We start from the raw sequence: 26,045 nt of genomic DNA, 5'->3' as shown, positions 1-26,045 counted from the left end.
AGATGGTGTCTTACCCATCGCAAGAAATTGCGTGCCCTGGTGGTGGAATTGGTAGACACAAGGGATTTAAAATCCCTCGGCGTTCGCGCTGTGCCGGTTCAAGTCCGGCCCGGGGCACCATCTATTAGGTTGTTAAGTAATTAACAGCAGGCTAGGGAAACCTAGTAACGTTGGCGCGTTGGCAGAGTGGCTATGCAGCGGATTGCAAATCCGTGTACCTCGGTTCGACTCCGGGACGCGCCTCCATTCTCTTTGAGAATAAAATGCGACACTAGCTCAGTTGGTAGAGCGCAACCTTGCCAAGGTTGAGGTCATCGGTTCGAACCCGATGTGTCGCTCCAAATTAAAAAATACGGCTTAGGCGGTATTTACAGATGGTGTCTTACCCATCGCAAGAAATTGCGTGCCCTGGTGGTGGAATTGGTAGACACAAGGGATTTAAAATCCCTCGGCGTTCGCGCTGTGCCGGTTCAAGTCCGGCCCGGGGCACCATCTATTAGGTTGTTAAGTAATTAACAGCAGGCTAGGGAAACCTAGTAACGTTGGCGCGTTGGCAGAGTGGCTATGCAGCGGATTGCAAATCCGTGTACCTCGGTTCGACTCCGGGACGCGCCTCCATTCTCTTTATGAGAATAAAAGCCCGAGTGGTGAAATTGGTATACACGACGGATTCAAAATCCGTTTCCTTCGGGAGTGTCGGTTCAAGTCCGACCTCGGGCACCAATTCAAATGATAAAGCCTCAGCTCACGCTGGGGCTTTGTTGTTTCTAGCCTAATCAAAAACGTAGCGCTGTCTTTTTCTGGTCAACTTCCTGTCCTATTCTGTTAAAACCCCTTAGTAAAGCGGCTGTTCCTGCTGATATTTACGCGAACAATTTATTTGATGGTGGTATTGTTAATAACAGTAGTAGCACAGTGAATCGAAGCCTAAATTATCACTGTACTATTACTGTTAATATTATTTTGATTTCTTTAATCTAACTTTGATAACACTATGCTCAGTTGGTACGCCTAATCGAAAAGGAAAGCCATAATGCCCAGTACCTCGATGTACATATAACTTGGTATTATCAATTCCCCACAAGCCATGATCTGGCGATTTTGAAAATAGACTGATTACTGTCGTTTTTAATCCTAAACTGACTAATCCCATAAGACCACCATGTGTATGACCACTTAAGAATAAATCTGTAGGGTGGCTCGCTAGAGGCAGATCTGAAAGGTGAGTTGGATCATGAAGCATAGCAATACTTGCGATGATATTCTTTTCATTAGGTAAGCTTTTGATTGCGTTACTGAGTTTAAGTTTTCTATCTTTAGAGTGAGAATCAAAGCCAATAACTTCAACTGGGCCAAGTCGAGTTTGTACTATCTGGGCTTCATCTATCAACAAAGTAATATTATTGTTAGCTAAGGCTACCTTTACTATTTCAGGCGCTTCGTAATCATGGTTGCCCATACAAGCAAACACCTTGCTGCTATACTCCTTTAATGGTTGGAGTGATTGTGAAAGTGTTTGTACTGATCCTTTTGACTCCATGGTCAAAAAGTCGCCCGTTAATAAAATAAGATCCGGTTGTTTATCGACTGCGTTTTTACAAATATGCTGAAGTCGGGCAACAGACATATATGGGCCTAAATGCGGATCGGTTAACTGGATAATTTGCAGTGTGTCGTTATTATTTGAATTTGGTGGCGCTAATTTTAAGCGGCTCAGTTGTGATGGCTGTTCGTTATCATTCAAATCGATAAAAATACATTCTTCAGTGATACGGAAATTTTGTAATATACCGATTAAGCCAAGTATATAAGGGATATACAAAAAATCAGCACTCTTAAACAATAGTACCCATATTGCCCAAGGGAAGGCGATTATCGTAGCACCTAAAAACCATTGCCCAGGCCAATTTATCAAAACTCGAACCCAAAGAGGTTGCATCTTTGGTCGAATAAGAAGCAAGGTGTCTATAAATACCAAACTATATAAAAGTAATATAATCAAAGGGGGGATGAAACTAACCAAAGTGTCAAATAAAGTAACAAAAACTAAACTATAAACAGTTAAAATAACGCCTCTAATGATAGCAAACTCTTTAGAGCGAAATAACCAACTAACAACAAAAGTAAACAGTAATAAAAATAACGTTACTGTGCCGATATTATCTAAAACAAAATTCAATGAACTAATCCTATACAGTGATGATAAATAGCATTAAATACGCTATAACTTTCAAAACTGGATTTAAGTAAGATATATAAAATAAGTATTATCTTAATACAGTATTCTTAGTTTTTGGTCGGTATTACAAAAATACAAACCTCTTAGTATTTTAGCTAAATATATGGCTGGGAGTCTGCTTTTATATAGGTTTATCAGTAAAAACAGTTTTACTTTGAAAGATATATTCTGGTTTATGTAGATCATTGCAATTAGTAATGAACAAACGTAGAGGTAAATCGCAGGTATAAAAAATGCTGGTCATAGCCGGCATTTTTATTATTTATCAACGGGGATAAATTAGATAGCGACAACGTTTGCAGCTTGTAGACCTTTTTGGCCTTGTTCTACTTCAAAAGACACTTTCTGGCTTTCAGTTAATATCTTGAAGCCTTCAAATAGTGAAAGTAAATTTTATTGTTTAATAAAGTGATTGTTGCATCATCAGTAAATCTGTTATATCGTTAATCGACGATTAACGGTTAGGTGTGAACAGATGAATAATAAATGCTCGAGTTTTTGTGATGTTTCCTTTACAGCCACAGCGCAACAACTTAAAGATGAACAAACATTAGCAGCGCAAGCTAAAGCATTATCACATCCTGCGCGTTTGCGTATTCTCCACATTCTCCATACCTTAGATGCTATAGATAGTTGCTTAAACAGTGATCTAGTGTCTGAGTTGGGGTTAGCGCAATCAACGGTTTCCGAGCATTTACGGATACTAAAACAAGCTAATTTTATTAAAGCTGAACCAAATCCACCTAAAGTGTGTTACCGAATTAACCGTGAAGCACTAAATACATTTAACGCTAAATTTTCAGATTTCTTGTCTTAATATTTTATTAAGTACTTTATAGACAAGATTGTATTTTTTCATAACCATTAATCGTTATTCGACGATTGACGATTGGTTGTTGTAAATAATAAAAATTGGAAGGTTACTATGACAACAAAGGTTTTAAATAGCCCAAATAATAAAATGCAGTTTCTTGATCGTTACTTAACGGTATGGATTTTTGCTGCAATGATCATTGGGGTGGGGATCGGCGCTATTTTTCCTGAAGTGTCTCAGTGGAATCAAGCGATGTCGGTTGGAACAACCAATGTTCCGTTGGCGATTGGTTTGATTTTAATGATGTATCCTCCTCTTGCAAAAGTAAATTATGGATTAATGGGAAAAGTAACCAAAGATAAACAAGCCCTTACGTTATCTTTGGTCATGAATTGGATTGTTGGTCCTATTTTAATGTTTGTTTTAGCATTAACCTTCCTTGGTGATCATCCCGGTTACATGGTGGGGATTATTCTTATCGGCTTAGCTCGTTGTATTGCGATGGTATTAGTCTGGAATGATATTGGTGGTGGAAATAAAGAATATGGCGCTACATTGGTTGCATTAAACAGCGCATTTCAAATTCTGACTTACAGTGTTATGGCGTGGTTGTTTATTACGGTATTACCACCATTATTTGGTTATCAGGGTTTTGCTATTAATATATCTATTATAGATATTGCAGAGAGTGTTCTTATTTATCTTGGTATTCCTTTCCTTGCGGGTTTTATTAGTCGTAAATGGTTGGTCGCTAAAAAAGGAGATCAATGGTACAACGAGGTGTTTATTCCTCGTATTTCACCTATTACGTTAATTGCGCTACTAGCCACTATTGTGCTGATGTTTAGCCTTAAAGGCGATATGATTTTAGCCTTACCTATGGATGTTTTCCGTGTTGCTGTGCCACTGGTTATTTACTTTGTTCTAATGTTTTTTATTAGCTTCTTTGTTGGTAAGAAAATGGGTCTTCCTTATGACAAGAATGCCTCTATTGCTTTTACAGCCACAGGCAACAATTTTGAATTAGCGATTGCAGTGTCTATCTCAGTGTTTGGATTGAGTTCAGATCAAGCATTTGCAGGGGTAATTGGTCCTTTAGTTGAAGTGCCAGTGTTAATTGCTTTGGTAAATGTCGCGCTTAGAATGAAACAAAAATATTATCCGTAACTTTTAAATTAATGTGGATATTAAAATAATAAATTGAGAATAATCAGGGTGTTTATTGATGGATTTTATAATTTGTATTGCAGATAATATGTAATCCAGTATAACCATTATCTACTTGATAAATTTATTCATACTAAACATTAGGATTGCAAGCATGCTAGATCATGTCGTAACAACCTACACCCGATCTATATTTGATGATGATCTTGAAGATGGTTCTATTGATGATTTTTCAGAAGAATCAGCATTGGTAATGGACGTCTCTTCTGAGCGAGCCGACATGTTATCGATGTTGATTGAAAAAGGAATAGCGTTGGCTGATGGGGGCTATCATTTGATCGATGATGAAAATCGAATAGGGTATCGTGCAACCATTGATTCGAAAGATACCAATATTATACGCTTTAATTTAGTGCACATTACAGATCAAGACTCACGTCATTTAAATGCCTATGATATTGAAGTGATCGCTGCTGCTGATGATAAGAAAGTGTATATTTCAACAATGCCTTATATGCCCTTTTTTACCACTATTCTTGATATGTATAATGGTGATGAAGCGCAAAAGATAGACGCATCGATACAGCAAGCCATTGAAGATTTATCGTTAGGTTGGTTATGTCATCATTTAGTGGATAATAATGTAAATTAATTCTTATTGATTATCGACGTTGAGTTAATTTTTTAGTATAGAATATCAACAGCGATTATTTAAAGAAGAAGCTTCATTCAAAGAGTGAGGCTTTTTTGCTTATGGGCCGGATAGTAGCGTTAACGTTGGTTACTTCTTTCTGGAAAGTTACTATTTTAGTATAATGACATCTTTATTTATATTTGTTGTTAATCTAAACAATAAGGTATTCCTGACATGAAAGATGCATCAGTAATCATTGGATTAAGTAATCCTAAAAGTCCAACCAATATCGGTGCTGTACTCAGAGCTGCTGGTTGTTATAAAGCAGATGCTGTTATTTATACGGGAACCCGTTACGATAAAGCCGCAAAATTTCAGACAGATACTAAGAAAATGGCACAGACAATTCCATTATCTGGTGTTGAATCTATGCTTGATAATTTGCCGAAAGATATGAAGATTGTTTGTGTTGATTTTGCTGAGGGAGCAACATTATTGCCTCATTTTCAGCATCCAGACAAAGCGATTTATATTTTTGGTCCTGAAGATGGTTCCATTTCACAAGATGTAGCAGACAGAGCCGACCATGTTGTTTATGTACCCACGGTTGGTTGTATGAACTTAGCAGCATCCGTTAATGTTGTTTTATATGATCGTCTTGCTAAACAAGAAAATATTATCCAGAGTGATGAACATATTCGTCAAAATCGTGATAATAAAAATAACTTACGTGTAAGCACTAAATAAATTTTTAATAGATTATCGCCGTTGTAAATACGAACGGCGGTAATTTTATTAGGTATTATATATTACGCAGATTGTTTAAGATCCCACACAGTATAAAGCCCTAATGTAATTAATATTATAGCTCCGCCTAAAATATCGTTTATTGATGGTTGTTCGCCAATCACTAAAAATACGTATAGTGGACCTAATAAAATCTCCATTAGTAAAATTAAGCTTGTTTGAGCGGCTGGAATATAAGCAGCAGATTTTGAAATACATAGATAAGAGCCGGGTACAACAATACCACCTAAAACCAATAAATATAACATTTGGAGATGGGATAACGAAAAGGGTTGAGCACCTTTAATATAAGCAAATACGGCAATCATAAAGCCAGCGACAATAAGAATATTAGCCGCTTGTTCCCCTTTCGTTTTACGCATAGCAACGAGATAGATAGCAGTGGCTAATGCCGTAACCAATGCTAATACATTGCCTACCCACTGACCGCCAGCTGGCGCAAACGCAAAGATAATCCAAATGCCACTGGTTGCAACACCAATAGCCAATAGTGTCGGCCACTTCAATTTTTCTTTTAATATTAGAAAACCTAAAATTGCGGTAAAGAAAGGGGCGGTATTGATGATAACTAGCGTACTTGCAACTTGGGTATAATGTAATGACTCAATAAAGCAAATGGTAGAGGCGGCAAAAATAACCCCTAGTCCGAGTGATGGTAATGATGGATGAGATATTTCAGCTGTAAATTTCTTTCGATTATAAAGTAATTGAAAAATCACTAACGCAATGCATTGAAATGCACCACGCCAAAAAAGGACATTCCATGCAGTAGAATTAGATAGTTTAACGAATAAACTATCAAAGCTTAATATCATTATGCCAATAAAAGCCAATAATAATCCGCGATTTTTATCGCTCATAATAATAGTTTCCTATAAATCTAGTTCAGTGAATTAATCTTTTTACCAATATTAGATGCTGAATACGTGATGAGTGTCTAATAAATATTATACCTATAATGTATTAGTTACTATTTTTGAGGATTAATCAATCACTGAATCTAATATTTCCTATGATTAGGGGCTGTTTAAGCAGAAAATTTCATAGTTATGATGATTTTTGCGATTTGTCGTAAAGTATGTCTGCCTTTATAACGTTTTTTTCTTCTTTTAGATTGGAATGATTATGAATAGCGATAAACTGGTTGATGCTTTATTTACCCAAGGGTGGTTTGTCTGGGATGATTTTTTAACGCCACATGAAGTCAGTGAATTGAAAGCATGTATTCCAACAGATTGGAGTCAAGCTGGCATTGGTCGTAATGATGAATATATGACTAAAAAAGCAATTCGAAGCGATAAGATTCAGTGGCTACAATCTGATATGGGGCCGCCAGTGAGCGATTTTCTACAGCGAATGAACGACGTTCGCCTTGAAGTAAATCGTCATTTATTCTTGGGTTTATTTGAATATGAATCACATTTTGCTAAATATGAACAAGGTGATTTCTATCAAAAGCATGTGGATTGTTTTCGTGGTCAAGAAAATCGCAAATTGACGACCGTTTTTTATTTAAATGAAGATTGGCAACCTGAGCATGGTGGTCGTCTGAAGATGTATGATCTTGATGATAATGAATTGGCAACGTTGGATCCAAATGCGGGTAGACTAGTCGTATTTTTATCTGAACTGTTTCCTCATGAAGTGCTTCCTGCAACACAACAACGATTTAGTATTGCGGGTTGGTTTCGAACCAATGGTGTCAGTGGAAATCAACTTGATATTGCTCGCTAATAGATAATGATAACTATCGTAGTTATGTAAGCGTAATTATTTGAGCTTGTTATATATGCCTTATCGTATATTCTAATGTTTTTAATGATAGTCATAAGGTTTTTACTGTGAAACGTATTTTGTTTCTTTGTTCGGGAAATTCAGCACGGTCGCAACTTGCAGAAGCATTAATGCGTCATATGTGTCTAAACAGTGAAACTACCGCCGATAATTTTGAAATTATAAGCGCAGGGATGGCACCTGAAACTATCGATCCTCGTGTGTATGAAGTGCTTAATTATCATAATGTTAATTCCGATAATTTAACCTGTGTATTAGCATCGAGTTTACAAAATCAACATTTTGATGTTGTGATCACGTTGTGTGATAAAGCCAGTAAAGAATGTGCGCTTTTTCCTGATTCTGATGCATTAATACATTGGGATTTTAAAGACCCTAAACCGCAAGCTGGCTCTCAGGGATTTTACGATGTATTTGATGGTTTGAAAGCCAAGATCGCATTATTTTTGATGCTTAATGGTGATAATCAATCTAATACAATTGGAGCGGTTGAATTATTCAAAATTATGAGTGATCCATTACGATTACGTATTTTGATGCTGATTCATGATGAAGTTGCTTTATCTGTTGGGGATTTAACCAAAGCATTGCAGGTTAGTCAGCCTAAAGTTTCTCGTCATTTAGCATTGTTACGAGACAGTGGTGTATTACAAGACCAGCGTGAAGGTGTATGGATCTTTTATCATTTTCCTTGTGATTTACCTGTATGGATTCGGCATACGTTTGATACAGTGAGAAATGGCCAACCGGCATTGATAAATCAAGAAAAAATACGTTTAAGTGCAATAAAAAACAGGAAGAAACCAGCATTAATTTATTAATGCTATAACACGCTAGGAGTTGTTACTTTTATGGATAATCAACATCCCGTATGGACATTACCGTTAAATGAAGGAGCCTCTTTAAACGGTGGTTTATTATTAACACCATGTCCTGGGACTAAAGGGGTTAATACGATCGCGAGTTTACGTCAGTTAAAAGCGGCGGGGGCAACAGTTGTTTTAACTGCATTAGAAGAAAATGAATTGCCTGATCAAGGCGTTCAATTATTAGCAGAAGCGTGTAAATTATTGGGTATACAATGGTTTCATGTTCCTATTGAAGATGATTGTGCGCCAACTGCTCACTTTGAAGAAAAATGGAAACGTGCGAATGATGCAGCACAAATAGCACTTAATAATGGTGAATTTGTAGTCGCACATTGTAAAGGTGGCTCTGGCCGTACTGGTCTACTTGCTGCTCGTCTTTTACTGGCTCGTGGTATGCCTTTTGATACAACAATAGCCTCTATTCAGGCGCAACGACCAAGTGCTTTTACTCGCCAATCACACATTGAGTATATAAAGCAGTGGAATGATGACGCTAAGCACTAATTGCTATCAATAATAATTTATTACGAAACCTCGCAGATGCGGGGTTTTTTGTTATTGGAGGTTGTTGAACGTATTTTAGGCAAAAAAGGTTTATTTATTTTCTTACGGCTGATATATTTGTTTTTCCACATATATGGATATTCATATGTTTGTTATTAACAAGGTGAGGAAGAATAATGGCTATTAAAGTAGGGATCAATGGATTCGGTCGTATTGGCCGCTTAGTATTACGTGCTGCATTTGATTGGCCTGAGATTGAATTTGTATTAATTAACGATGTTGCCGGTGATGTTACTGCTTTGTCCCACTTACTTGAATTTGATTCGATTCAAGGACGTTGGGGGCATGGCGTCACCGTTGGAAATGATCAAATGATAATTAATGGCAAAGCAATTCGTTACTCTCAGCAGCAACAGATCGCGGATGTTGATTGGTCTGGTTGTGATGTTGTATTAGAAGCCACAGGTGTTCACCGCGATACGTTGTACCTTAATCAATATTTACAGCAAGGGGTAAAGCGGGTGGTCGTTTCTGCACCCGTAAAAGCTGAGGGAGTATTGAATATTGTGGTTGGGGTTAACGATCATTTATTTGATGCAAAGAAACACCGTATTGTTACTGCCGCATCTTGTACCACTAATTGTATTGCCCCCGTCGTTAAAGTGATTCATGAACAACTTGGTATTAAACAAGCTTCATTTACCACCATTCATAATTTAACCAATACACAAACTATTTTAGATGCCCCGCATAAAGACTTGCGTCGAGCGCGTGCGTGTGGAATGAGTTTAATCCCAACAACAACTGGTTCAGCAAAAGCCATTGTTGAAATCTTTCCTGAGTTAGCAGGAAAAATCGATGGTCATGCGGTGCGTGTACCCCTTGCAAACGCATCATTGACGGATATTATTTTTGATGTTGAGCGCGATACTTCTATTGATGAAGTTAATCAACTTTTAAAAACGGCATCAGAAACTGACTTGAGAGGTATTTTAGGTTTTGAAGCTCGGCCTTTAGTGTCGGTTGATTACCGTGGCGATCAACGATCTACTATTATTGATGCCTTATCAACGATGGTTGTAAATCAACGGATGGTGAAAATTTATGCATGGTATGACAATGAAATGGGTTATGCGACACGGACAGCAGAATTAATTCGTAAAGTTGGTTGTTAATCAGCTAACAATAAAAAGTGATAATAAGTTAGAGAGTATTTTTATGTTAGCAAAGCTGAGCCAGTTACCCAATGATGTACGTCAATATATGTTGGTGACATTTAATTATTGGAATTTCACTCTAACGGATGGCGCATTACGCATGTTGGTGGTTTTACATTTCCATCAACTGGGTTATAGCCCGTTAGAGATTGCCTCATTATTTTTATTTTATGAATTTTTTGGTGTTGTAACCAATTTAATTGGTGGCTGGCTTGGTGCGCAGTTGGGTTTAAATAAGACCATGAATATTGGTTTATTTATGCAGGTTGTTGCATTATTAATGTTGGCTGTACCTTCCGCAAATCTTACTGTTATATGGGTAATGTTTGCCCAAGCGTTATCAGGTATTGCTAAAGACTTAAATAAGATGAGTGCTAAAAGTGCGATTAAAACACTCGTCCCAAATGATCAGCAAGGTGCATTATATAAATGGATAGCATTACTTACTGGTTCAAAAAATGCGCTTAAAGGTGTCGGCTTTTTCTTAGGAGGGGCATTACTGGCATTGATTGGTTTTCAAGGTGCAGTTATTGCGATGGCTGGTGTGCTTGCCGTCGTATTTATATTTAGTTTGTTGTTACTTGATAAAGATTTAGGTAAAGCAAAAAACAAGGTGAAATTTAGTCAGATTTTCTCAAAAAGTAGAAGTGTAAATATACTTTCCGCCGCAAGAATGTTTCTTTTTGGTGCTCGTAATGTCTGGTTTGTGATTGCATTACCGCTCTATTTAGGGCAAGTTTTTGGATGGGATTACTTGCTGGTTGGTGGCTTTTTGGCTGTTTGGGTGATTGGTTATGGCTTTGTTCAAAGTATCGCACCTAAAATTACGGGTAAAACAAAAGGCATAGTACCTGATGGTCGAGTTGCGTTCGTATGGGCAATGATACTTGCTGCTGTAACGGGAGTAATTGCATTAGCATTACAATTTAATTGGTATCCACAATTAATTATTGTTATTGGATTAATGATTTTTGGTGCTATTTTTGCAATTAATTCCTCATTACATTCTTATTTAATAGTAAGTTATGCCAAAGATGATGGTGTAAGTTTAGATGTGGGATTTTATTATATGGCAAATGCAATGGGGCGTTTAATTGGTACGTTGTTATCTGGTGCGATATATCAATTATATGGTTTGTCTATGTGCTTATGGATAGCATTTGTTTTCATTATGGTGACAACAATAATTTCATTATGGTTGCCCCGTAATAATATAAATTCTATTTGATATTATATCATTATTTTTTAGCGATAAAGTGATATTAATCTGAAAGATATTAAATAAACCTTATTATTAATACTGACGTTCTTTAATTATGCGACAACATACGGTATATTGGTAAGTGATTATTTATATAGTATTAAAAATAATTATTTTTCAAGATATATTGCTTAGGCTACTGATTATTTATGGTTACAACATTAAAAGCACTAAAACGAAACAGTTATGGTAGCGAGTTTATACAAGAAGCCCTTCATACTGTGTATGAAACGCTACAGCCTACCCATTGTTATATTGCTTATTTTGATAAAAATCAGCATAAAGCGACATCTTTAGCTTATTCTATTGACGATTATTTTTCGAATACTGTATTCACGTATTTAATTAATAACTCTCTTTGTGAAAAGATGATATCTTCTGGTAAGCCTTATTATTTTTCTAATAATATTCCACAGACATATCCATTTAATCAGATAATTACGTCTCATTTATTACAACATTATCTCGGCATACCTATATTTTCTAGGCGTCGAGAAATTGTGGGTGTTATCGGATGCTTATTTGAACATCCTTATTTTTTCTCTGAAGAACAGCATGGAGAGTGGTGTCAAGTTCTTGGCGATATTCTTGGTTCTGATGTGCAATATTTAGCATTGCTATCAGAGCAAAAAAAATTGCTTTGTGAAATGGAAGAATGTCAACGAGAAGCTCAACTGGGTAATTTTCATGTTGATATCGTCACGGGTAGTGTTTATTGGAGTAAAGAAATTTATCGAATATTTCAATGTGAGGCTGAGAATTTCACACCTAACAAGACAACGACGAATCAATATATTCATCCTGATGATCGTACCCGCGTTATTGAACTAAGACGTGACATGCTAGATAGCAATAACATGAGTTATAATGTTATTTATCGCATTGTTTTAGCTGAAGGTAAAAATAAATACTTACGCGAACATTGCCATATACTGCGTGATATAAATGGTATTGCAACCTTAATCAAAGGTATTGTACAAGACATTACCGAGTTCTATTATCTTTCAAATAAATTAGATCAAGCATCTGATAAATTAAGCGTGACATATAATGCCGTTACGGAAGGTATATGGGAATATAATTTAGAAACACAAATATTATTAACGTCACCTAAATTTTGGGATATTTTAGGTATAAATGAAACTAATGTTAATAATGTTTATGATTGGATTATCATGATACATAAAGATGATCGATCTGCTGTTATTGAATGTTTTTCCAAGTTACGAAATGGTGATGCAACCTCTATTGATGTTGAATTTAGATTACAATCAGGAAGTAACGATAAAATTTGTCGTTGGTTTAATTGTAAAGGTAATATTATAGAATCTAGCAGTAGTCATCATTATAACCGTGTTGTTGGTATTTTGATTGATATAACAGATACCGTCATTGCGGAACAACAATTAACCCTTGCTAAAACAGTTTTCGATAATACGTCTGAATGTATTGTGATAACTGATAAAGATAATAATATAATTTCAGTTAATAAAGCTTTTGAAAAAGTAACAGGTTATTGTCATGCTGATATTGTTGGTGAAAATCCACGAATTTTGGCATCAGGGTGTCATAATACTGCTTTTTATGAACAAATGTGGCATAGCCTTGAAACAACGGGGTCATGGCAAGGTCAATTAAAAAATCGCCGTAGTGATGGTATTATTTATCCTGAAGAAATGACGATTAATAAAATTGAAGATGATCATAATGTGATTAATTATGTCGGTGTTTTTCATGATATTAGCTCTCGAAAGCAAACTGAAAAGAAATTAAAACTATTAGCAAATAATGACACCCTAACGGGGTTAATGAATCGTCGCCGTTTTATTGAAAAAGTAGAAAAATACATCGCTCAAATTAATGATGTATCAACCGATGATTCAGCGACATCAGTATGCTCACTTTTATTTATTGATCTTGATGACTTTAAGATTTTTAACGATCTTTACGGGCATGATTTCGGTGATAAAGTGCTACAAAAAGTAGCTGATATTCTTAGAGCAACAGTGTGTGAGCACAGTGTTATTTGTCGTTATGGTGGTGATGAATATGCGGTGTTAATCAAAGGGCAAAATGTTAATTATGCTCTGCATATTGCTAATCAATTAGTGGATATTATTTCACAGCCAATTAAATGTAATGATATTGATATAAATCTAACCATTAGTATCGGTATCTCATCATATCCCGAAAGTGGTACCACACACCAAGCTTTGCTCAAAAATGCTGACTATGCCATGTATGAACAAAAGTGGTTAGGTCGTAATGGTATTTGTGTTTATGACCAACAATTACAACATGAATATATCCGTAAATTAAAATTACGCGATAAGTTAAAACAGGCTATCAGTGCTCAACAAATAGTCGTTCATTATCAACCTATTGTGGATAATAAAACAGGGAACGTCTGTAAATTTGAAGCATTAGCGCGTTGGTATGATGATCAAGAGGGTTTCATCTCTCCGGGGATCTTTATTCCTATTGCTGAACGCTACGGTTTAATTGGCATGTTAGGTCAACTAGTATTTGAAAAAGCGTGTGCTGATTTAGATCGTATTCATCGCAGTGGTTTTACCGATGTTGTCTTTTCAATTAACCACTCAGTGAAAGAGTTTTCACAGCATAATCAAGAATATATTTTTGAAACAATCAATAACTATAATTTACCTTATAGCGCCATAATGATTGAAATTACTGAATCAACAGCCCTTGATGACGGTAAGAATATTATTGATATTCTTGCGGCATTTAGATCGCGAGGCATTGCGATTTCATTGGATGACTTTGGTACAGGTTATTCGTCGTTAGCCGCTATTATTGATATAAAGCCAGATATTATTAAGATAGATCGTAGCTTTATTGTGGATATTGAACACAGTAAAGAGAGTCAAATGTTGGTGTCATTGGTTATCGATCTTAGCCGAAAATTAAAGGTCGAAGTTGTTGCTGAAGGTGTTGAAACACAAGCGCAATTAGATATTTTATCTGAGATGGCTTGTCATTATATTCAAGGCTTTTATTATAGCCCTGCGGTAGCGATTGATGATGCGATTACTATACTTAAAGAGCGTAATGGCAATGCAATTGTATTGTAAATAATAGCCCACTGTTATTTGTTAAATTAGGGTGTTATAAAGGCCATTCTTTTATGTGAAAAATTATTATTTGGTAAAGAATGCAAACTCTTTTTTTTGATTTTGATGGTACGTTAGTTGATTCTGAAACGTTTCATGCTAACAATTGGAGTACCTATTTAGCGACATATGGTGTCACGTTAACAGCCGACGATTTTATTGAATATTATGCTGGGGTTACGTGGCCAAAGATAGCCAAACATTTCATCGATAGCTACCAACTTAATGTGGATGTGGTCACAATTACCACTGAAATGGAAGCGTTAACAGATACAAAAATTCGCCAACAAGGCATTCCGGCATTGCCAGGTGTGGATGCTGTACTCCAAGCATTTTCAGGTAAAGTGCCTATGGCAGTTGTGACAGGGGCTCCACGTGATTACGTTGAAGGCGTTTTAAAATTGCATGGCTGGCTAGATTTATTTGATCAAGTCTTCAGTGGTTATGAAGTGGTAAATAATAAACCATCTCCTGATGTTTATTTACAGGCTTGCCAAGCAATGAAGATTCAACCTGATCAAGCTGTTGCTATAGAAGATAGCCGAACTGGATTACAGTCAGCAAAAAGTGCTGATATTTATTGCTTATTGATTAATGCTCATCAGTCATTAACCGCCACTAATGCTGACCATACATTTTTCTCAATGGTTGAAGCTAAGCCATTATTAACGTCGTTATTTAAAAATAAGTTATTGTTTGAGACTGTATGAAGTAAGCAATTATTTTGCAGTAACAATGCGCTATGTTAGATTATGCACGACTGAAATAACTCAAATAGGTTTATGATGGAAAACGAAGAAATCATGACGGGTGATATGCTAGTTGAAACGGTTGAAAATCAACTGGCTGACGGCAATCCATTAGTGGTTAAAGAAACATTAATGCGTTTAATGATGACAGGTACTGCACGTGATGAAGCGGTACAGATGATTGCCTGTGCATTATCTATCGAAGTCTTTGATGTAATGAAAAATGACGGTAAATTTGATTTAAAACGTTATCGTGAAAATTTAGTTGCTTTGCCTGATATGCCTTGGGAAGATGATATCTAATCCATATCTGTAGTGAGTGATTTCAAGAACCGTGATTTTTATCGCGGTTTTTTTATGCCTGTTTTTTGTGAATTATTATTTTATATTTCTATCAATAACTAGTGATAATCATTTATATGGGATTAAAAAACAGTGAGAAATATCTATTATTGTTGACTATTGTCTATATATGACTAGTGCATATAGGCAGGAAATAATAATGAAAATTGGAATTCCTAAAGAAATTAAAGTTCATGAATATCGTGTTGGTATGGTGCCAGCCTCGGTAAAAGAAGCGGTATTACATGGACATACTGTTTATGTTGAAACGCTTGCTGGTGTGGGTATTGGATGCAGTGACGAGGATTATATAGCGGTAGGTGCACAAATTGTAAATTCAGCACAAGCGGTGTTTGAACAAGCCGATATGATCGTTAAAGTGAAAGAACCACAGTCATCAGAACGAATGTTATTACGTAAAGGACAACTATTATTTGCTTATCTTCATTTGGCTCCTGATAGAGAACAGACTGAAGATTTAATAAATAGTGGGGCTGTTTGTATCGCTTATGAAACGGTAACTGATGATAATGGACAACTGCCATTATTAGCGCCAATGTCAGAAGTGGCAGGCAGAATGTCATTACAAGCGGGGGCTTTTGCGCTTGAAAAATCACGGGGTGGTCGAGGTATTTTATTAGCCGGTGTTGCGGGTGTTGCTCCTGCTAATGTTGTAATTATTGGTGGCGGTGTTGTTGGCATGAATGCGGCACAGATGGCTGTTGGTTTACGGGCAAATGTGGTTATTATTGATCGAGATTTAGAAGTATTACGGCAGTTAGATCGTCTTTTTTCTGGCGCTGTAACCTGTATTTATTCTACTAATGATGCGATTGAAAAGTATGTGCTAGCTGCGGATCTCGTGATTGGTTGTGTGCTAGTTGCTGGTGCAAAAGCCCCTAAATTAGTCACAAAAGAGATGATTCAACGTATGAAATCGGGGGCGGCGATTGTTGATGTTGCTATTGATCAAGGTGGTTGTATTGAAACATCACACCCAACCACCCATGATAATCCAACATATATTGTTGATAATGTTGTGCATTATTGTGTCGCTAATATGCCCGGTGCCGTGGCAAGAACATCAACTTTTGCACTTAATAATGCAACTTTGCCTTATATTCTACAATTGGCTGATTTGGGTTATAAAACAGCACTAACGACCAATAAACATTTACTCAATGGCTTAAATATTTATCAAGGGCAAGTAACTAACTATAGTGTAGCTCAAGCACTAGGTTATCCTTACATATCAAGTGTTTTAGCTTGATGTAACGTGGCAATTCTTGACAACATCGCTAAAGAACGTTGATGCTCTTGTTCTGTCGCCGATGTACATGCATCACTAATGATATGGGCACAATAATCACGATCATGGGCATCTCTGACTGCAGATTGAATCGCCCAACAAGTACTTACACCACAAAAATAAATATCAGTAATTGCATTAGCGCGTAAGACGCTATCAAGTGCTGTGTTATAAAAAGGATTGACGCGTGATTTTGTAATCACCATATCGTGCTGAGTTATCTGAAGATCAGGGTGAAATTCAGTGCCCCATTGACCTAATTCTAATGCACGGTATTGTTGGGCTTTACCAAACATCGGAGATTGATGGGGTAATTCAAGGTAACTAGGTTGAAAGCCAACTTTAACAAAAATACAAGGCAGGTTATTTTTTCTTGCCCATTGAATGGCAACATTAGCGTTATGTATGACATGATTGGCACTGACTTGTGCAGCACAGCTGGGGATTTTTCCATTCTTATCAACGATGTCATTAATGAAGTCAATGATAACTAATGCTTTGTTCATATTGGTTCCTTTGGCGCAATATTTATAGAGTCGTATTAATAAGCATACGATTAAATGCCAAAATTAAATGTGGTGAAATCTTAGATATAAAAAAAGCCTCTAGTCTTGCAACTAAAAGCTTTTTGTTAAAATCGAGGTATTAAATTATTTAGCGTATGCAAAAATCACACTACCACCTTTAATGGTATCAATAATTTTCTTGGTTAAATATGTTGGTATAGCCGGGCAGCCCCAACTACGACCAAGATAACCATTACGTTTTATGAATGACTCAGACACATACTTAGCACCGTGAATAACAATAAAGCGTTTTAATGCGTTATCATTTTCGCCACGGGTTAAGCCATTCAGTTTTAAGGAATAACCATTTCCGCCATGGTAGGTTCCTTCTGTTAGAAAGGTTCCTAGCGATGTTTTATGTGAATTAACACGATTAGAGAAATCATCAGCTATTAAACGGCCACTGTTTTCACCATGTGATACATAAGTACGGTAAAGCAATTTATTCGATTTTAAATCAATAACATAAAACCTTTTTTCTGTAGAAGGCATACTGTAATCAATAATGGTTAATAAAGATTTCTTCTTTCCACGGGTTTTATTGTAAGCAATAAATGCTTTTTTGAATACGTTATAACCAATTTTGCCTTTTAAATCAGCTTTTTGATAGACATAATCAGCGACAATGTTTACATTCTTACGTTCAGTATGGATAACATGCGCAGATGCATTTAATGGTAAAAGACACACCATTAATAGAAATAGGTAAATAAATTTTTTCATTTAGTTCGTTCTATTCTTAAACAAGTTGCAAAGTTGGTTAGCAATTAAGCGAGGGTGTACTTTATCATAAATAAGAATTAAAAAAGAAGATTTAAATGGAGTCGTAACCGGAATTTTAGTGTTTTAAAATATGATAGTTGCTAAATGAAGGATTAATTTAATTATGTATAACAATAGCTTATTAATATGAACATCATTTAATTAAGTAAAGCAAGTTAGATTAATCTGAAGCTAAAAAAAGCTTGTTTATACAGCGAGTAATTCCTATAAGTATTTGATTTAATTTAATATTTTTTCTTTTTCTTTTTCTTTTTAAATATTTAAAATATATTATAAATAATAATAGTCGTGGCGTATTAAACGGCATTATTTTAATCAAAAATGAAATGAAAACAAATAAACATGAATCTAAGATGAAGAAAAATAAATAATGGCTATTTATATTGCTTAATATAAAGGGCAGTATCGGCACTATTAATAATACCGATACTGTTTTATAGATTAAATATTACAAACTTTACTCCAACTGCCATCACTTCCAGGTATTGATGAGGTGTACCAGTTAGCTTTGTAGATTACGTCATTATAAATGATTTGATCACCCGATCCAGCATGGCTAGGATTTCCTTGCCAGTCAGTTTGCGGCCAATTAGGGTAGGTATTGACGCCATCAGATGAACAGTCACTGCCTTCACCACCGCCGCTATCACCCCCTGTACTCAAGTCACCAAGAGGCAGATTGGGTTGTTCAAATTTAAAGGCATATTCTTTACCATTGATAGTGACAGCATAGTTAGCCGGACCTGTAATTGGTAGGTAGTACACCATGTCTAGTTCATACTCGCCACCAGCCGGAAGTGCTTTCCATGCAGGTAGAGAGAAAGCGACGCGGTGCATAACACCCTCTAAACCACCGATATTATCACTACGGCTATGGCCTGATGAAATGACTGTTAAGCCACCACCGGATTGATCTTTTGCATTGTCAGGTGCAGATACAGGTATATCGAATTGGAATTCAGTGCCTCCTGGAATATCAACGCCAGTATTGTTAGTGAATGTGATTTTTGGATTAATGGGGTAATTCTGGTCACCAACTTTAAAACCAGAAATGGCTATACTAATATCAACGGCTTCTGTTGGAATTGCCGTGACAGCAATAGTATTACCGTAAGGTGCTGCTGATTTAAATTTATCGTAAATGGCTTTGGTCATGGTGTTACCCATGTGGTATTCACCGTTACCTGTTTGACAGGACTGTTCTGATACATCGATACCGGCGCGATTACCATTAGCATCAAATTGATAGCAGTTATAATCACCTGCTAATTCCCAGAACATGATGCCACCAATTTCTTTATCTATAATGTAGTCGGCTTTAATATTGATAGATTCTTTATCTTCAGTTGATAAGAAGACTTTTTTATCCGCATTCCATAACCAAGGTGAAACTGCGATGTTATCAAAGTGACGTTGGTAGCTTCCCACAAACTTATCTTGTGGGTCATTAATCGGATCAAGACCATACGCCGCAGTATATGAACCATAGATACCATTGGCTAAGTTCATCGCATGCCACATTGGGTTTGAGCCAGCGCCCATCTCTTGACCTAATGCGTTTTTATCATGCCACATGTTATCGATACCGACTGCACCATTACCACAGTTATTTTTCTCTCCTTCGCCAGTACCCGCAGCACATTCAGATTGGTTAGGTAAGGCAGCTTTACCCCATAAACCATTTTCACCTCCGGTTACACCTTGCCAGCCACGAGTATAATAAGGCACACCAATGTTAATACGACCCGCAGGCATAGAACCTCGGAAATAATGATAAGCCCAATCGGTGTTGAGATACCCTATGCCGCCATAAGCTTCTGTGCCGTAGACATTCCATGCCGCCAGTTCTGAATCTTTACCTGTGTCATAGAGTGCTGCGTTATGCCCAACATGATCGTTCCATGCACCATGAAGGTCATAAGACATAATGTTAACGTAATCGAGGTATTGGGTGATTGCCATCGTTTCCATACCACGTAATAAATATGCAGATGATGGTGCTGCAATGGTTAACATATAATGGACGCCATCAGCAGCACTTGCCGCATCGACTTTAGCACGCAATACACGCATCAATTCATGGTAAGAACGCATCAGATATGGGCGACGCGATTCAGAAAAGGCTTTATCGTCTGGATTACCAGCACCTGCCATTGAGGTTGGGTATTCATAGTCAATATCAAGTCCGTCAAACTTGTATTTCTTCATCATGTCTACTGCTGAGTTTGCAAATTTTTCAATAGCAACATGGTTAACACTGCCATCTGCATTGGTGGTCATAGTATAGAAACCACCATCAGCGACACGATTACCTTCAGTATCGAAGTGACCACCCGTTTCAGCCCAACCACCAATGGAAATTAATGTTTTAACATCATATTTTTCTTTAGCTGTTGCAAGTGCACCAAAATGGCCTTTGAAACCTAAGGCTGGATCAACCTCTACATCTGGCCATTGCTGACCTACCGCTGGGTTTTTAGGATCATTAACATCACCAATATTGACTTTACCATCTGCGCCAATACTCACAAAAGCGTAGTTAATGTGCGTTAATTGCTCCCATGGAATATCATTGACGAGATAGCTACTTTGCGGATCATCACCTGCACGCCAACTTGTAAAGTAGCCTATAACACGACGCGGGTGATCGGCGCCCATTTTCTCACGGCCATCTTGATCGTAAATTGTGCAGTATGGAACATTAATACCTTCTGTTTGATAGAGCCCATCTGGACGACAGTCTTTTGCCGTTTCACCACCATTAACTGTAATGGCAGTAACCGCAGAATCTGTTGTTTTATCTAAATCATCAGTCGCACGCGCATAAAGGCGGGTTGTACCAGCTTGGGTTGTGGTATATGCAAAACTGTAAGGGGCGCTAGCAACGGTGCCAACTAATGTACCATCAGCAAAGAAATCGACTTTATCAACCTGACCATCGCTGTCTGCGGCATTGGCAATGATCGTCACTACATCACCTAACTCAACAGTGACGGCTGAAGTGGTAATGTCAATTGTAGGTGCTTGGTTTACTGGACCACTATTTGCTACGGTAATAATGACAGAGGCTTCATTACTAACGGTATCGTCATTATCATAAGCAATGGCGGTTAATGCATGTTCGCCTGCGGTAGCTTGCCAAGTTAAACTATAGGGGGCTTGGGTGTCAGTACCAATGATTTTACCATCAACGCTGAATTTAACGTTGGTTATTGTGCCATCACTATCAGCGGCATTAGCACTAATCGTAATACTATCACCTGTTGTAATTTCAGTGGTTGCGGTTGGGGATGTAATGCTAACGGTGGGGGCAATATTATCGACTGGAGGCAGTGTATCAATGCAGGTATCAAGCGTTAACCAATTACTGTATTGGCCGCTGTTAGTTGCAGGGCTGTTATTTTGCGTCCAATAATTAGCTTTATAAGCGGTTTTATTTTGCTGTACTTTGTCTCCTCCGTTATAGACTTTACTACTTTCCCATTCAGATATATTAGTACAATCAATGGCAGCTTGTGCATTAAAGGCTAATAAGCAGGATAAGCTAAGGGTACTTAGCGTAAAAATTCCTTTTCTTGCTATTCCATGTTTCCCACGGTTCATGTGTGATCCTTTAGTTTGATTATTGAAATGACACTAGTAATAAATCTATGTTTATTTACTTTTTACGTGGCATAAAAAAACTATAAGTGCTGTTTTGTTATTTGTACGAAGCAATGTTTGTATATTCATACAAAGTCGCGAAAAAATGTTATTACTATGTAAATATTTATTTGTTTATTGAATTAAGCGCACTGTATTGAGTCATTCGTTAATGCTAATAATGTAATGGCGTCATTATTTTGAGGGATTAAATAAAATATTATAAATGGGGGAGTAAGGAGAAAGTGGTTGTGATTAATAAGCGGTAATGCTTACTTCCCTTATTTTTACTGTTGATATTAAAGATAAGGGAAGGAAGGGCTAAATAATTAAGCAGGGTTTATTTACACAAGATTAATTATTAAATGAAAGATCATTATTTATTCAGACTTGCTTTGAAACTTTGTTGAGTTGTAGTGTCTGCTTTGTTATACCAATAATTCAACATCTTAGTGACGTAAGCTTGATCGATTTTATTATCTTTCGTCGCTGGAATAACAGGCTGCATCTGCTGTATTTCACTTGCTGTAACAACCGCTGCTAATGCCGCTGGAGCTGTGCTTAAATTATACTTTGCAATTTCTTGTGGGAAGTCGCGGCTAATTTGAAAGCCATTTTTAATTAATACATCGTGTTTAAATGGAATGTCGCTTCCATCAGCCGAAAGCAAAGACATTGTTGGCTGATTATTGAATTTCTGCGCTTGGTAAGCACTTGAAATATTAGGAAGTTGTAATGTATATGTTGCGTCATTACCAGAGAATGTCATTACCACGACTTCAGAACGAAATAAGTGAGTATCGCCATTTTCACGGTAATTTTTATCATAGCGAAAAGCGATTTGGTTGTTACCATTATTTAATGTTTGAGGTGCATTACCTTCAGCATTAACGCCATTAACGAGAACCAGCTCAGCAGATTGGGGTAGGTTAAGTGTAACATCTGCAAATGATGAAAAACTGATGCTACACGCAGCGAAAGAGAGAAGGGCTGTACGTAGTTTCATGTCGATTCCTTTTGAGTACGTAGAATGAATAATGTGAATTAGGGATAGTGCCGTTATTGTATTCTGAACATTACAATATTGACAAATAACTATCAAAATTAATATTTAATAACAGTTTTATTTGTGTAAAAAAACCCAGCGTCGGCTGGGTTTGATATCTATCTATGCTAAATCGCGTATTACTTTACGTAACAAGCAAAACCTTTAAGGTAGAAACCTTCAGGATAAGCACTGTCTAGTGGGTGATCGGCGGCTTGGCTGAAACGCTCGATAAATTGTACTTCGCGATGCGCGTCAAGAGCAGCGTCAGCAATGATTTTTTGGAATAAGCCATTATCCATTAAACCAGAGCAAGAGTATGTTAATAGCATGCCACCTGGTTTTAGGATTTGCATCGCTAACATATTGATGTCTTTGTAACCACGACAAGCACCGACTAATTGAGATTTAGACTCAGCAAATTTAGGTGGATCCATGATAACAACATCAAATAGCTCGCCACGTTCACGGTATTCACGCAGTAACTTAAACACATCAGCATTTACAAACTGTGCATTTTCAACCGGATAACCATTCATTTCTACGTTAAGTCGTGCGGTATCAAGTGCTGGTTGAGAAACATCAACGTTAATCACTTCACTTGCACCGCCTTTGAGCGCGTATAAACCGAAGCCACCAGTGTAGCAGAAGCAGTTTAGAACACGCTTACCGTTAACATATTTAACCGATGCTTCGCGGCTATCACGTTGATCAAGGTAGAAACCTGTTTTGTGACCACCAATGATATCAACGTTAATTTTAACGCCATTTTCTTCGATAGTGACAAACTTAGGTGGCTCTTCACCATGTAGAACGCCTGTACGTTGCTTTAGGCCTTCTTTTTTACGAACAGATACGTCAGAGCGTTCGTAAATATTACAGCTTGGGTAGCACTGTCGTAATGCTTCAAGAAGTACTTCTCGTTGTGCCTCAGCACCTGCGCTTAACAGTTGGCACACTAAGTAATCTTGGTAACGATCGATAGTAATACCTGGAAGGCCATCAGATTCAGCAGCAATTAAGCGGTAGCCTGTAAGACCATCGCGAGCAGCTAGAATATCACGCAGACTTTGTGCGGCATTAAGGCGGTTAACAAAGAAGTTAACGTCAATGGCTTCATTTTTGTTGAATGTCCATACGCGAACGCGAATTTGAGACTGTGGAGAATAAGCACCACGTGCTAGCCATTCGCCTTTGTTATCGTAAACATCAACGGTTTCGCCAAGTTCAGGTTTTCCTTCAACGCGATCAATACCGCGAGAAAAAATCCAAGGGTGGCGACGGCGTAGTGATTTTTCACGGCCTTTTACCAAATAAATAGAAGCTGTCATGACATGCCCAGTATGGAGTTCGAGTGGGGGCGTATTATGTTGCTCTGGCTAAGTAAAATCAAATAAAAAAGTCTCAGTTGGTATATAAACCTAATATTGCAGACTAAATAAACCTTGATAGATAAATAGTTTTTGCAGGATGACAATCAGAATCTCGCAATAATGCCACTACAATAGAATCAAGGTTAACATAAACAAAAGAGGAATAATGATGACGCGATGTTGTGTGAAGACGCGAATAATCGGGCATGTACAAGGGGTGGGTTTTCGTTTTCATACTGCTCATCAAGGGTTGGTGCTTGATTTGACGGGGTATGCTAGAAATTTGGCTGATGGGAGTGTTGAAGTTTTAGCGTGTGGGGAGCCAGAGAATATTGATAAGCTCATTGAATGGTTACAGCATGGGCCTAAAACCGCAACGGTGGAGTGGCTGACAACAGAAACCTTAGCATGGCGACATGTAGATGGATTTAAGATGAATTAGGGGGAAGGTTATTATAATAACTAAACCAAACCAAACCAAACATACAGGTAAACATCGCCAGTTATGTTTGGTTTGCTATATTATTATTTAGATACACTTAACCGGCTTGGGTAATCCAGCGAGCTTAGTTGCTTGCTTTGCCGGCCCTTTAGGAAATAAGCGATAGAGGTAACGTGAGCTACCTTTTTCTTCACCATATTGTTTAGACATGGCTTTTACGAGCATACGAACAGCGGGTGAGGTATTAAATTCAAGGTAAAACTCACGAACAAAGCGAATCACTTCCCAATGGGCTTCTGATAATTCAATATCTTCTTCTGCTGCAAGTTGTGTGACAAGATCTTCTGACCAATCGTCCACGTTCTTTAGATAACCTTGGGCATCGGTATCGATTTGTACACCATTAAATTCAAGCATAGTAGACCTCTCTATTTCTAACGCAGCAAGAATAGTGATTCGTTTGTCTACCTGCAAGTAAAAAACAAAAAGCCTGCATTATGCAGACTTTTTTAGGTTGTTATGACTCACTATAAACGTATTATCCGTGAGTTAATTAATCGTTTTGATTAATTATCGCTGCTGTTCACTACACCTAGAATCTGAAGCAAGCTTAAGAATAGGTTGTAGATAGATACATACAAGGTAACCGTTGCTGAAATGTAGTTTGTTTCACCACCACGGATGATTGACTGTGTAGTCAATAAGATAGCCGCTGATGAGAACAATACAAACATACCGCTAATTGCAAGTGATAGCATTGGCATCTTTAAGAAGATGTTAGCAACAACGGCAACGATAATTGCAATAAAACCAGCCATTAACATACCGTTAAGGAAGGATAAATCGCGTTTAGTTGTTAATGCGTAAGCAGAACAAGCAAAGAATGTCAGTGCGGTACCACCAAGCGCAGTCATAACGACATGCCCCATGCCTGCACCCACATACATATTTAAAATCGGACCAAGGGTATAACCCATAAAGCCAGTTAATGCGAATACAAACATGATACCAAGGCTGCTATCACGGTTACGTTCTGTTAAGAAAATTAGGCCATAGAAACCGACAAGAAGAATGATCCAATGGACAGGTGGAACATTCATAACCATTGCTACGCCAGCTACAGCAGCAGAGAACAACAACGTTAGCGATAGTAAGAAATAAGTGTTACGTAAAACCTTATTGGTTGACAGCACGCCTTCGTAACCATTGTCACGATTGACCATACGTTCGTTCATAAGTGTTCCCCTTAGGGTAGTTATGTTAATTCTATTAAAGCTATATATGAGGCTAAACAACATGAATTGCAAGCGTAAACTTAAGCTTTAAACTGATTTGTCTGCCATCAAGCATATTA

The 26,045-nt window shown here is 37.3% G+C and carries 23 protein-coding genes, 6 tRNA genes and 1 pseudogene; 20 read left to right on the top strand and 10 right to left on the bottom strand.

Annotation, left to right across the window (positions count from 1 at the left end; genetic code table 11):
- The first annotated feature begins 33 nt into the window (after positions 1–33).
- The 6 genes from C9J51_RS12260 (at position 34) to C9J51_RS12235 (ending at position 723) form a co-directional block, all read left to right on the top strand.
- Positions 34–120, top strand: a tRNA-Leu gene (locus C9J51_RS12260).
- Between the two features lie 52 nt (positions 121–172).
- Positions 173–246, top strand: a tRNA-Cys gene (locus C9J51_RS12255).
- Between the two features lie 19 nt (positions 247–265).
- A tRNA-Gly gene (locus C9J51_RS12250) sits at positions 266–341 on the top strand.
- A gap of 64 nt (positions 342–405) precedes the next feature.
- Positions 406–492: transfer RNA gene (locus C9J51_RS12245), tRNA-Leu, on the top strand.
- Positions 493–544: 52 nt separating this feature from the next.
- Positions 545–618: transfer RNA gene (locus C9J51_RS12240), tRNA-Cys, on the top strand.
- Between the two features lie 20 nt (positions 619–638).
- A tRNA-Leu gene (locus C9J51_RS12235) sits at positions 639–723 on the top strand.
- Between the two features lie 235 nt (positions 724–958).
- Here C9J51_RS12235 and C9J51_RS12230 read toward each other — a convergent pair.
- Both C9J51_RS12230 and C9J51_RS12225 read right to left on the bottom strand, forming a co-directional pair.
- Positions 959–2,179, bottom strand: a complete 1,221-nt coding sequence (locus C9J51_RS12230; RefSeq protein WP_045039644.1) for a metallophosphoesterase — start codon at positions 2,177–2,179, stop codon at positions 959–961.
- 339 nt (positions 2,180–2,518) lie between these two features.
- A pseudogene (locus C9J51_RS12225) lies at positions 2,519–2,614 on the bottom strand (cold-shock protein); the annotation flags it as partial.
- 100 nt (positions 2,615–2,714) lie between these two features.
- Here C9J51_RS12225 and C9J51_RS12220 point away from each other — a divergent pair.
- From C9J51_RS12220 to C9J51_RS12205, 4 genes are all read left to right on the top strand, one after another.
- Positions 2,715–3,056, top strand: a complete 342-nt coding sequence (locus C9J51_RS12220; protein WP_045039643.1) for an ArsR/SmtB family transcription factor — start codon at positions 2,715–2,717, stop codon at positions 3,054–3,056.
- Between the two features lie 108 nt (positions 3,057–3,164).
- Positions 3,165–4,220 carry an ACR3 family arsenite efflux transporter gene (gene arsB / locus C9J51_RS12215; RefSeq protein WP_045039642.1) on the top strand — a complete coding sequence of 352 codons (1,056 nt, stop codon included), beginning with the start codon at positions 3,165–3,167 and terminating at the stop codon, positions 4,218–4,220.
- Positions 4,221–4,374: 154 nt separating this feature from the next.
- Complete coding sequence (locus tag C9J51_RS12210) at positions 4,375–4,872, top strand: hypothetical protein (RefSeq protein ID WP_045039641.1); 498 nt, start codon at positions 4,375–4,377, stop codon at positions 4,870–4,872.
- A 216-nt stretch (positions 4,873–5,088) separates the two neighbouring features.
- The gene (locus tag C9J51_RS12205) at positions 5,089–5,601 is read left to right on the top strand and encodes an RNA methyltransferase (protein ID WP_045036406.1); all 513 of its coding nucleotides are present in this window, start codon (positions 5,089–5,091) and stop codon (positions 5,599–5,601) included.
- A 62-nt stretch (positions 5,602–5,663) separates the two neighbouring features.
- On the opposite strand, the gene C9J51_RS12200 is transcribed toward C9J51_RS12205, so the two are convergent.
- Complete coding sequence (locus tag C9J51_RS12200) at positions 5,664–6,521, bottom strand: DMT family transporter (RefSeq protein ID WP_045039640.1); 858 nt, start codon at positions 6,519–6,521, stop codon at positions 5,664–5,666.
- 265 nt (positions 6,522–6,786) lie between these two features.
- Between C9J51_RS12200 and C9J51_RS12195 the strand changes: the two genes are divergently transcribed.
- From C9J51_RS12195 to ald, 9 genes are all read left to right on the top strand, one after another.
- Positions 6,787–7,395 carry a 2OG-Fe(II) oxygenase gene (locus tag C9J51_RS12195; RefSeq protein WP_045039639.1) on the top strand — a complete coding sequence of 203 codons (609 nt, stop codon included), beginning with the start codon at positions 6,787–6,789 and terminating at the stop codon, positions 7,393–7,395.
- Between the two features lie 107 nt (positions 7,396–7,502).
- Positions 7,503–8,276 carry a metalloregulator ArsR/SmtB family transcription factor gene (locus tag C9J51_RS12190; RefSeq protein WP_045039638.1) on the top strand — a complete coding sequence of 258 codons (774 nt, stop codon included), beginning with the start codon at positions 7,503–7,505 and terminating at the stop codon, positions 8,274–8,276.
- Positions 8,277–8,306: 30 nt separating this feature from the next.
- Positions 8,307–8,828 (top strand): phosphatase domain-containing putative toxin, encoded by a 522-nt coding sequence (locus C9J51_RS12185; RefSeq protein WP_045039637.1) that lies wholly within the window; start codon positions 8,307–8,309, stop codon positions 8,826–8,828.
- A gap of 176 nt (positions 8,829–9,004) precedes the next feature.
- Positions 9,005–10,003, top strand: a complete 999-nt coding sequence (locus C9J51_RS12180; RefSeq protein ID WP_045039636.1) for an ArsJ-associated glyceraldehyde-3-phosphate dehydrogenase — start codon at positions 9,005–9,007, stop codon at positions 10,001–10,003.
- A 43-nt stretch (positions 10,004–10,046) separates the two neighbouring features.
- Positions 10,047–11,273 carry an organoarsenical effux MFS transporter ArsJ gene (gene arsJ, locus C9J51_RS12175; protein WP_107275155.1) on the top strand — a complete coding sequence of 409 codons (1,227 nt, stop codon included), beginning with the start codon at positions 10,047–10,049 and terminating at the stop codon, positions 11,271–11,273.
- A 182-nt stretch (positions 11,274–11,455) separates the two neighbouring features.
- Positions 11,456–14,401, top strand: coding sequence for a bifunctional diguanylate cyclase/phosphodiesterase (locus tag C9J51_RS12170; protein WP_107275153.1), 2,946 nt, complete (start codon positions 11,456–11,458; stop codon positions 14,399–14,401).
- Between the two features lie 80 nt (positions 14,402–14,481).
- A complete protein-coding gene (locus tag C9J51_RS12165; RefSeq protein ID WP_045039634.1) occupies positions 14,482–15,150 on the top strand; it encodes an HAD family hydrolase in 669 nt (222 codons plus the stop codon).
- A 75-nt stretch (positions 15,151–15,225) separates the two neighbouring features.
- The gene (locus tag C9J51_RS12160) at positions 15,226–15,492 is read left to right on the top strand and encodes a hypothetical protein (protein WP_036794193.1); all 267 of its coding nucleotides are present in this window, start codon (positions 15,226–15,228) and stop codon (positions 15,490–15,492) included.
- A gap of 199 nt (positions 15,493–15,691) precedes the next feature.
- Positions 15,692–16,801, top strand: a complete 1,110-nt coding sequence (ald, locus tag C9J51_RS12155) for an alanine dehydrogenase (RefSeq protein WP_045036414.1) — start codon at positions 15,692–15,694, stop codon at positions 16,799–16,801.
- Here the strand turns inward: ald and C9J51_RS12150 are convergent.
- From C9J51_RS12150 to C9J51_RS12130, 5 genes are all read right to left on the bottom strand, one after another.
- A complete protein-coding gene (locus C9J51_RS12150) occupies positions 16,777–17,346 on the bottom strand; it encodes a cysteine hydrolase family protein (RefSeq protein WP_045039633.1) in 570 nt (189 codons plus the stop codon). The genes ald and C9J51_RS12150 overlap by 25 nt on opposite strands.
- A 144-nt stretch (positions 17,347–17,490) precedes the next feature.
- Positions 17,491–18,129 (bottom strand): murein L,D-transpeptidase catalytic domain family protein, encoded by a 639-nt coding sequence (locus C9J51_RS12145; protein WP_045036416.1) that lies wholly within the window; start codon positions 18,127–18,129, stop codon positions 17,491–17,493.
- A 501-nt stretch (positions 18,130–18,630) separates the two neighbouring features.
- The gene (locus C9J51_RS12140; protein WP_107275150.1) at positions 18,631–21,792 is read right to left on the bottom strand and encodes a chitinase C-terminal domain-containing protein; all 3,162 of its coding nucleotides are present in this window, start codon (positions 21,790–21,792) and stop codon (positions 18,631–18,633) included.
- 415 nt (positions 21,793–22,207) lie between these two features.
- Entirely contained in the window at positions 22,208–22,837 is a 630-nt protein-coding gene (locus C9J51_RS12135) for a YccT family protein (protein ID WP_045036417.1), read from the bottom strand.
- A gap of 179 nt (positions 22,838–23,016) precedes the next feature.
- Positions 23,017–24,207, bottom strand: coding sequence for a class I SAM-dependent methyltransferase (locus C9J51_RS12130; RefSeq protein ID WP_045036418.1), 1,191 nt, complete (start codon positions 24,205–24,207; stop codon positions 23,017–23,019).
- Between the two features lie 211 nt (positions 24,208–24,418).
- On the opposite strand from C9J51_RS12130, the gene yccX reads away from it, so the two are divergent.
- Positions 24,419–24,691 carry an acylphosphatase gene (yccX, locus tag C9J51_RS12125; RefSeq protein ID WP_045039679.1) on the top strand — a complete coding sequence of 91 codons (273 nt, stop codon included), beginning with the start codon at positions 24,419–24,421 and terminating at the stop codon, positions 24,689–24,691.
- Between the two features lie 87 nt (positions 24,692–24,778).
- Here yccX and tusE read toward each other — a convergent pair whose 3' ends face one another.
- Positions 24,779–25,108, bottom strand: coding sequence for a sulfurtransferase TusE (tusE, locus tag C9J51_RS12120; protein WP_045036419.1), 330 nt, complete (start codon positions 25,106–25,108; stop codon positions 24,779–24,781).
- 149 nt (positions 25,109–25,257) lie between these two features.
- Positions 25,258–25,926, bottom strand: coding sequence for a Bax inhibitor-1/YccA family protein (locus tag C9J51_RS12115; protein WP_045036420.1), 669 nt, complete (start codon positions 25,924–25,926; stop codon positions 25,258–25,260).
- Positions 25,927–26,045: the final 119 nt, after the last annotated feature.

This window comes from Photobacterium iliopiscarium (assembly GCF_003026395.1).
Classification (GTDB): Bacteria; Pseudomonadota; Gammaproteobacteria; order Enterobacterales; family Vibrionaceae; genus Photobacterium; species Photobacterium iliopiscarium.
The sequence above is the reverse complement of the archived record's forward strand: the minus strand, read 5'-3'. Positions and strand labels throughout refer to the sequence as shown.

What these genes read in the sequence shown, in the direction of transcription:
- C9J51_RS12170 (WP_107275153.1), top strand. Translation starts at nt 11,456, where the DNA reads ATGGTTACAACATTAAAAGCACTAAAACGAAACAGTTATGGTAGCGAG.
- C9J51_RS12165 (WP_045039634.1), top strand. Translation starts at nt 14,482, where the DNA reads ATGCAAACTCTTTTTTTTGATTTTGATGGTACGTTAGTTGATTCTGAA.
- C9J51_RS12145 (WP_045036416.1), bottom strand. Translation starts at nt 18,129, where the DNA reads ATGAAAAAATTTATTTACCTATTTCTATTAATGGTGTGTCTTTTACCA.
- C9J51_RS12160 (WP_036794193.1), top strand. Translation starts at nt 15,226, where the DNA reads ATGGAAAACGAAGAAATCATGACGGGTGATATGCTAGTTGAAACGGTT.
- C9J51_RS12210 (WP_045039641.1), top strand. Translation starts at nt 4,375, where the DNA reads ATGCTAGATCATGTCGTAACAACCTACACCCGATCTATATTTGATGAT.
- C9J51_RS12205 (WP_045036406.1), top strand. Translation starts at nt 5,089, where the DNA reads ATGAAAGATGCATCAGTAATCATTGGATTAAGTAATCCTAAAAGTCCA.
- C9J51_RS12220 (WP_045039643.1), top strand. Translation starts at nt 2,715, where the DNA reads ATGAATAATAAATGCTCGAGTTTTTGTGATGTTTCCTTTACAGCCACA.
- C9J51_RS12200 (WP_045039640.1), bottom strand. Translation starts at nt 6,521, where the DNA reads ATGAGCGATAAAAATCGCGGATTATTATTGGCTTTTATTGGCATAATG.
- arsJ (WP_107275155.1), top strand. Translation starts at nt 10,047, where the DNA reads ATGTTAGCAAAGCTGAGCCAGTTACCCAATGATGTACGTCAATATATG.
- C9J51_RS12115 (WP_045036420.1), bottom strand. Translation starts at nt 25,926, where the DNA reads ATGAACGAACGTATGGTCAATCGTGACAATGGTTACGAAGGCGTGCTG.
- tusE (WP_045036419.1), bottom strand. Translation starts at nt 25,108, where the DNA reads ATGCTTGAATTTAATGGTGTACAAATCGATACCGATGCCCAAGGTTAT.
- yccX (WP_045039679.1), top strand. Translation starts at nt 24,419, where the DNA reads ATGACGCGATGTTGTGTGAAGACGCGAATAATCGGGCATGTACAAGGG.
- ald (WP_045036414.1), top strand. Translation starts at nt 15,692, where the DNA reads ATGAAAATTGGAATTCCTAAAGAAATTAAAGTTCATGAATATCGTGTT.
- C9J51_RS12130 (WP_045036418.1), bottom strand. Translation starts at nt 24,207, where the DNA reads ATGACAGCTTCTATTTATTTGGTAAAAGGCCGTGAAAAATCACTACGC.
- C9J51_RS12180 (WP_045039636.1), top strand. Translation starts at nt 9,005, where the DNA reads ATGGCTATTAAAGTAGGGATCAATGGATTCGGTCGTATTGGCCGCTTA.
- C9J51_RS12185 (WP_045039637.1), top strand. Translation starts at nt 8,307, where the DNA reads ATGGATAATCAACATCCCGTATGGACATTACCGTTAAATGAAGGAGCC.
- C9J51_RS12140 (WP_107275150.1), bottom strand. Translation starts at nt 21,792, where the DNA reads ATGAACCGTGGGAAACATGGAATAGCAAGAAAAGGAATTTTTACGCTA.
- C9J51_RS12135 (WP_045036417.1), bottom strand. Translation starts at nt 22,837, where the DNA reads ATGAAACTACGTACAGCCCTTCTCTCTTTCGCTGCGTGTAGCATCAGT.
- C9J51_RS12195 (WP_045039639.1), top strand. Translation starts at nt 6,787, where the DNA reads ATGAATAGCGATAAACTGGTTGATGCTTTATTTACCCAAGGGTGGTTT.
- C9J51_RS12150 (WP_045039633.1), bottom strand. Translation starts at nt 17,346, where the DNA reads ATGAACAAAGCATTAGTTATCATTGACTTCATTAATGACATCGTTGAT.
- arsB (WP_045039642.1), top strand. Translation starts at nt 3,165, where the DNA reads ATGACAACAAAGGTTTTAAATAGCCCAAATAATAAAATGCAGTTTCTT.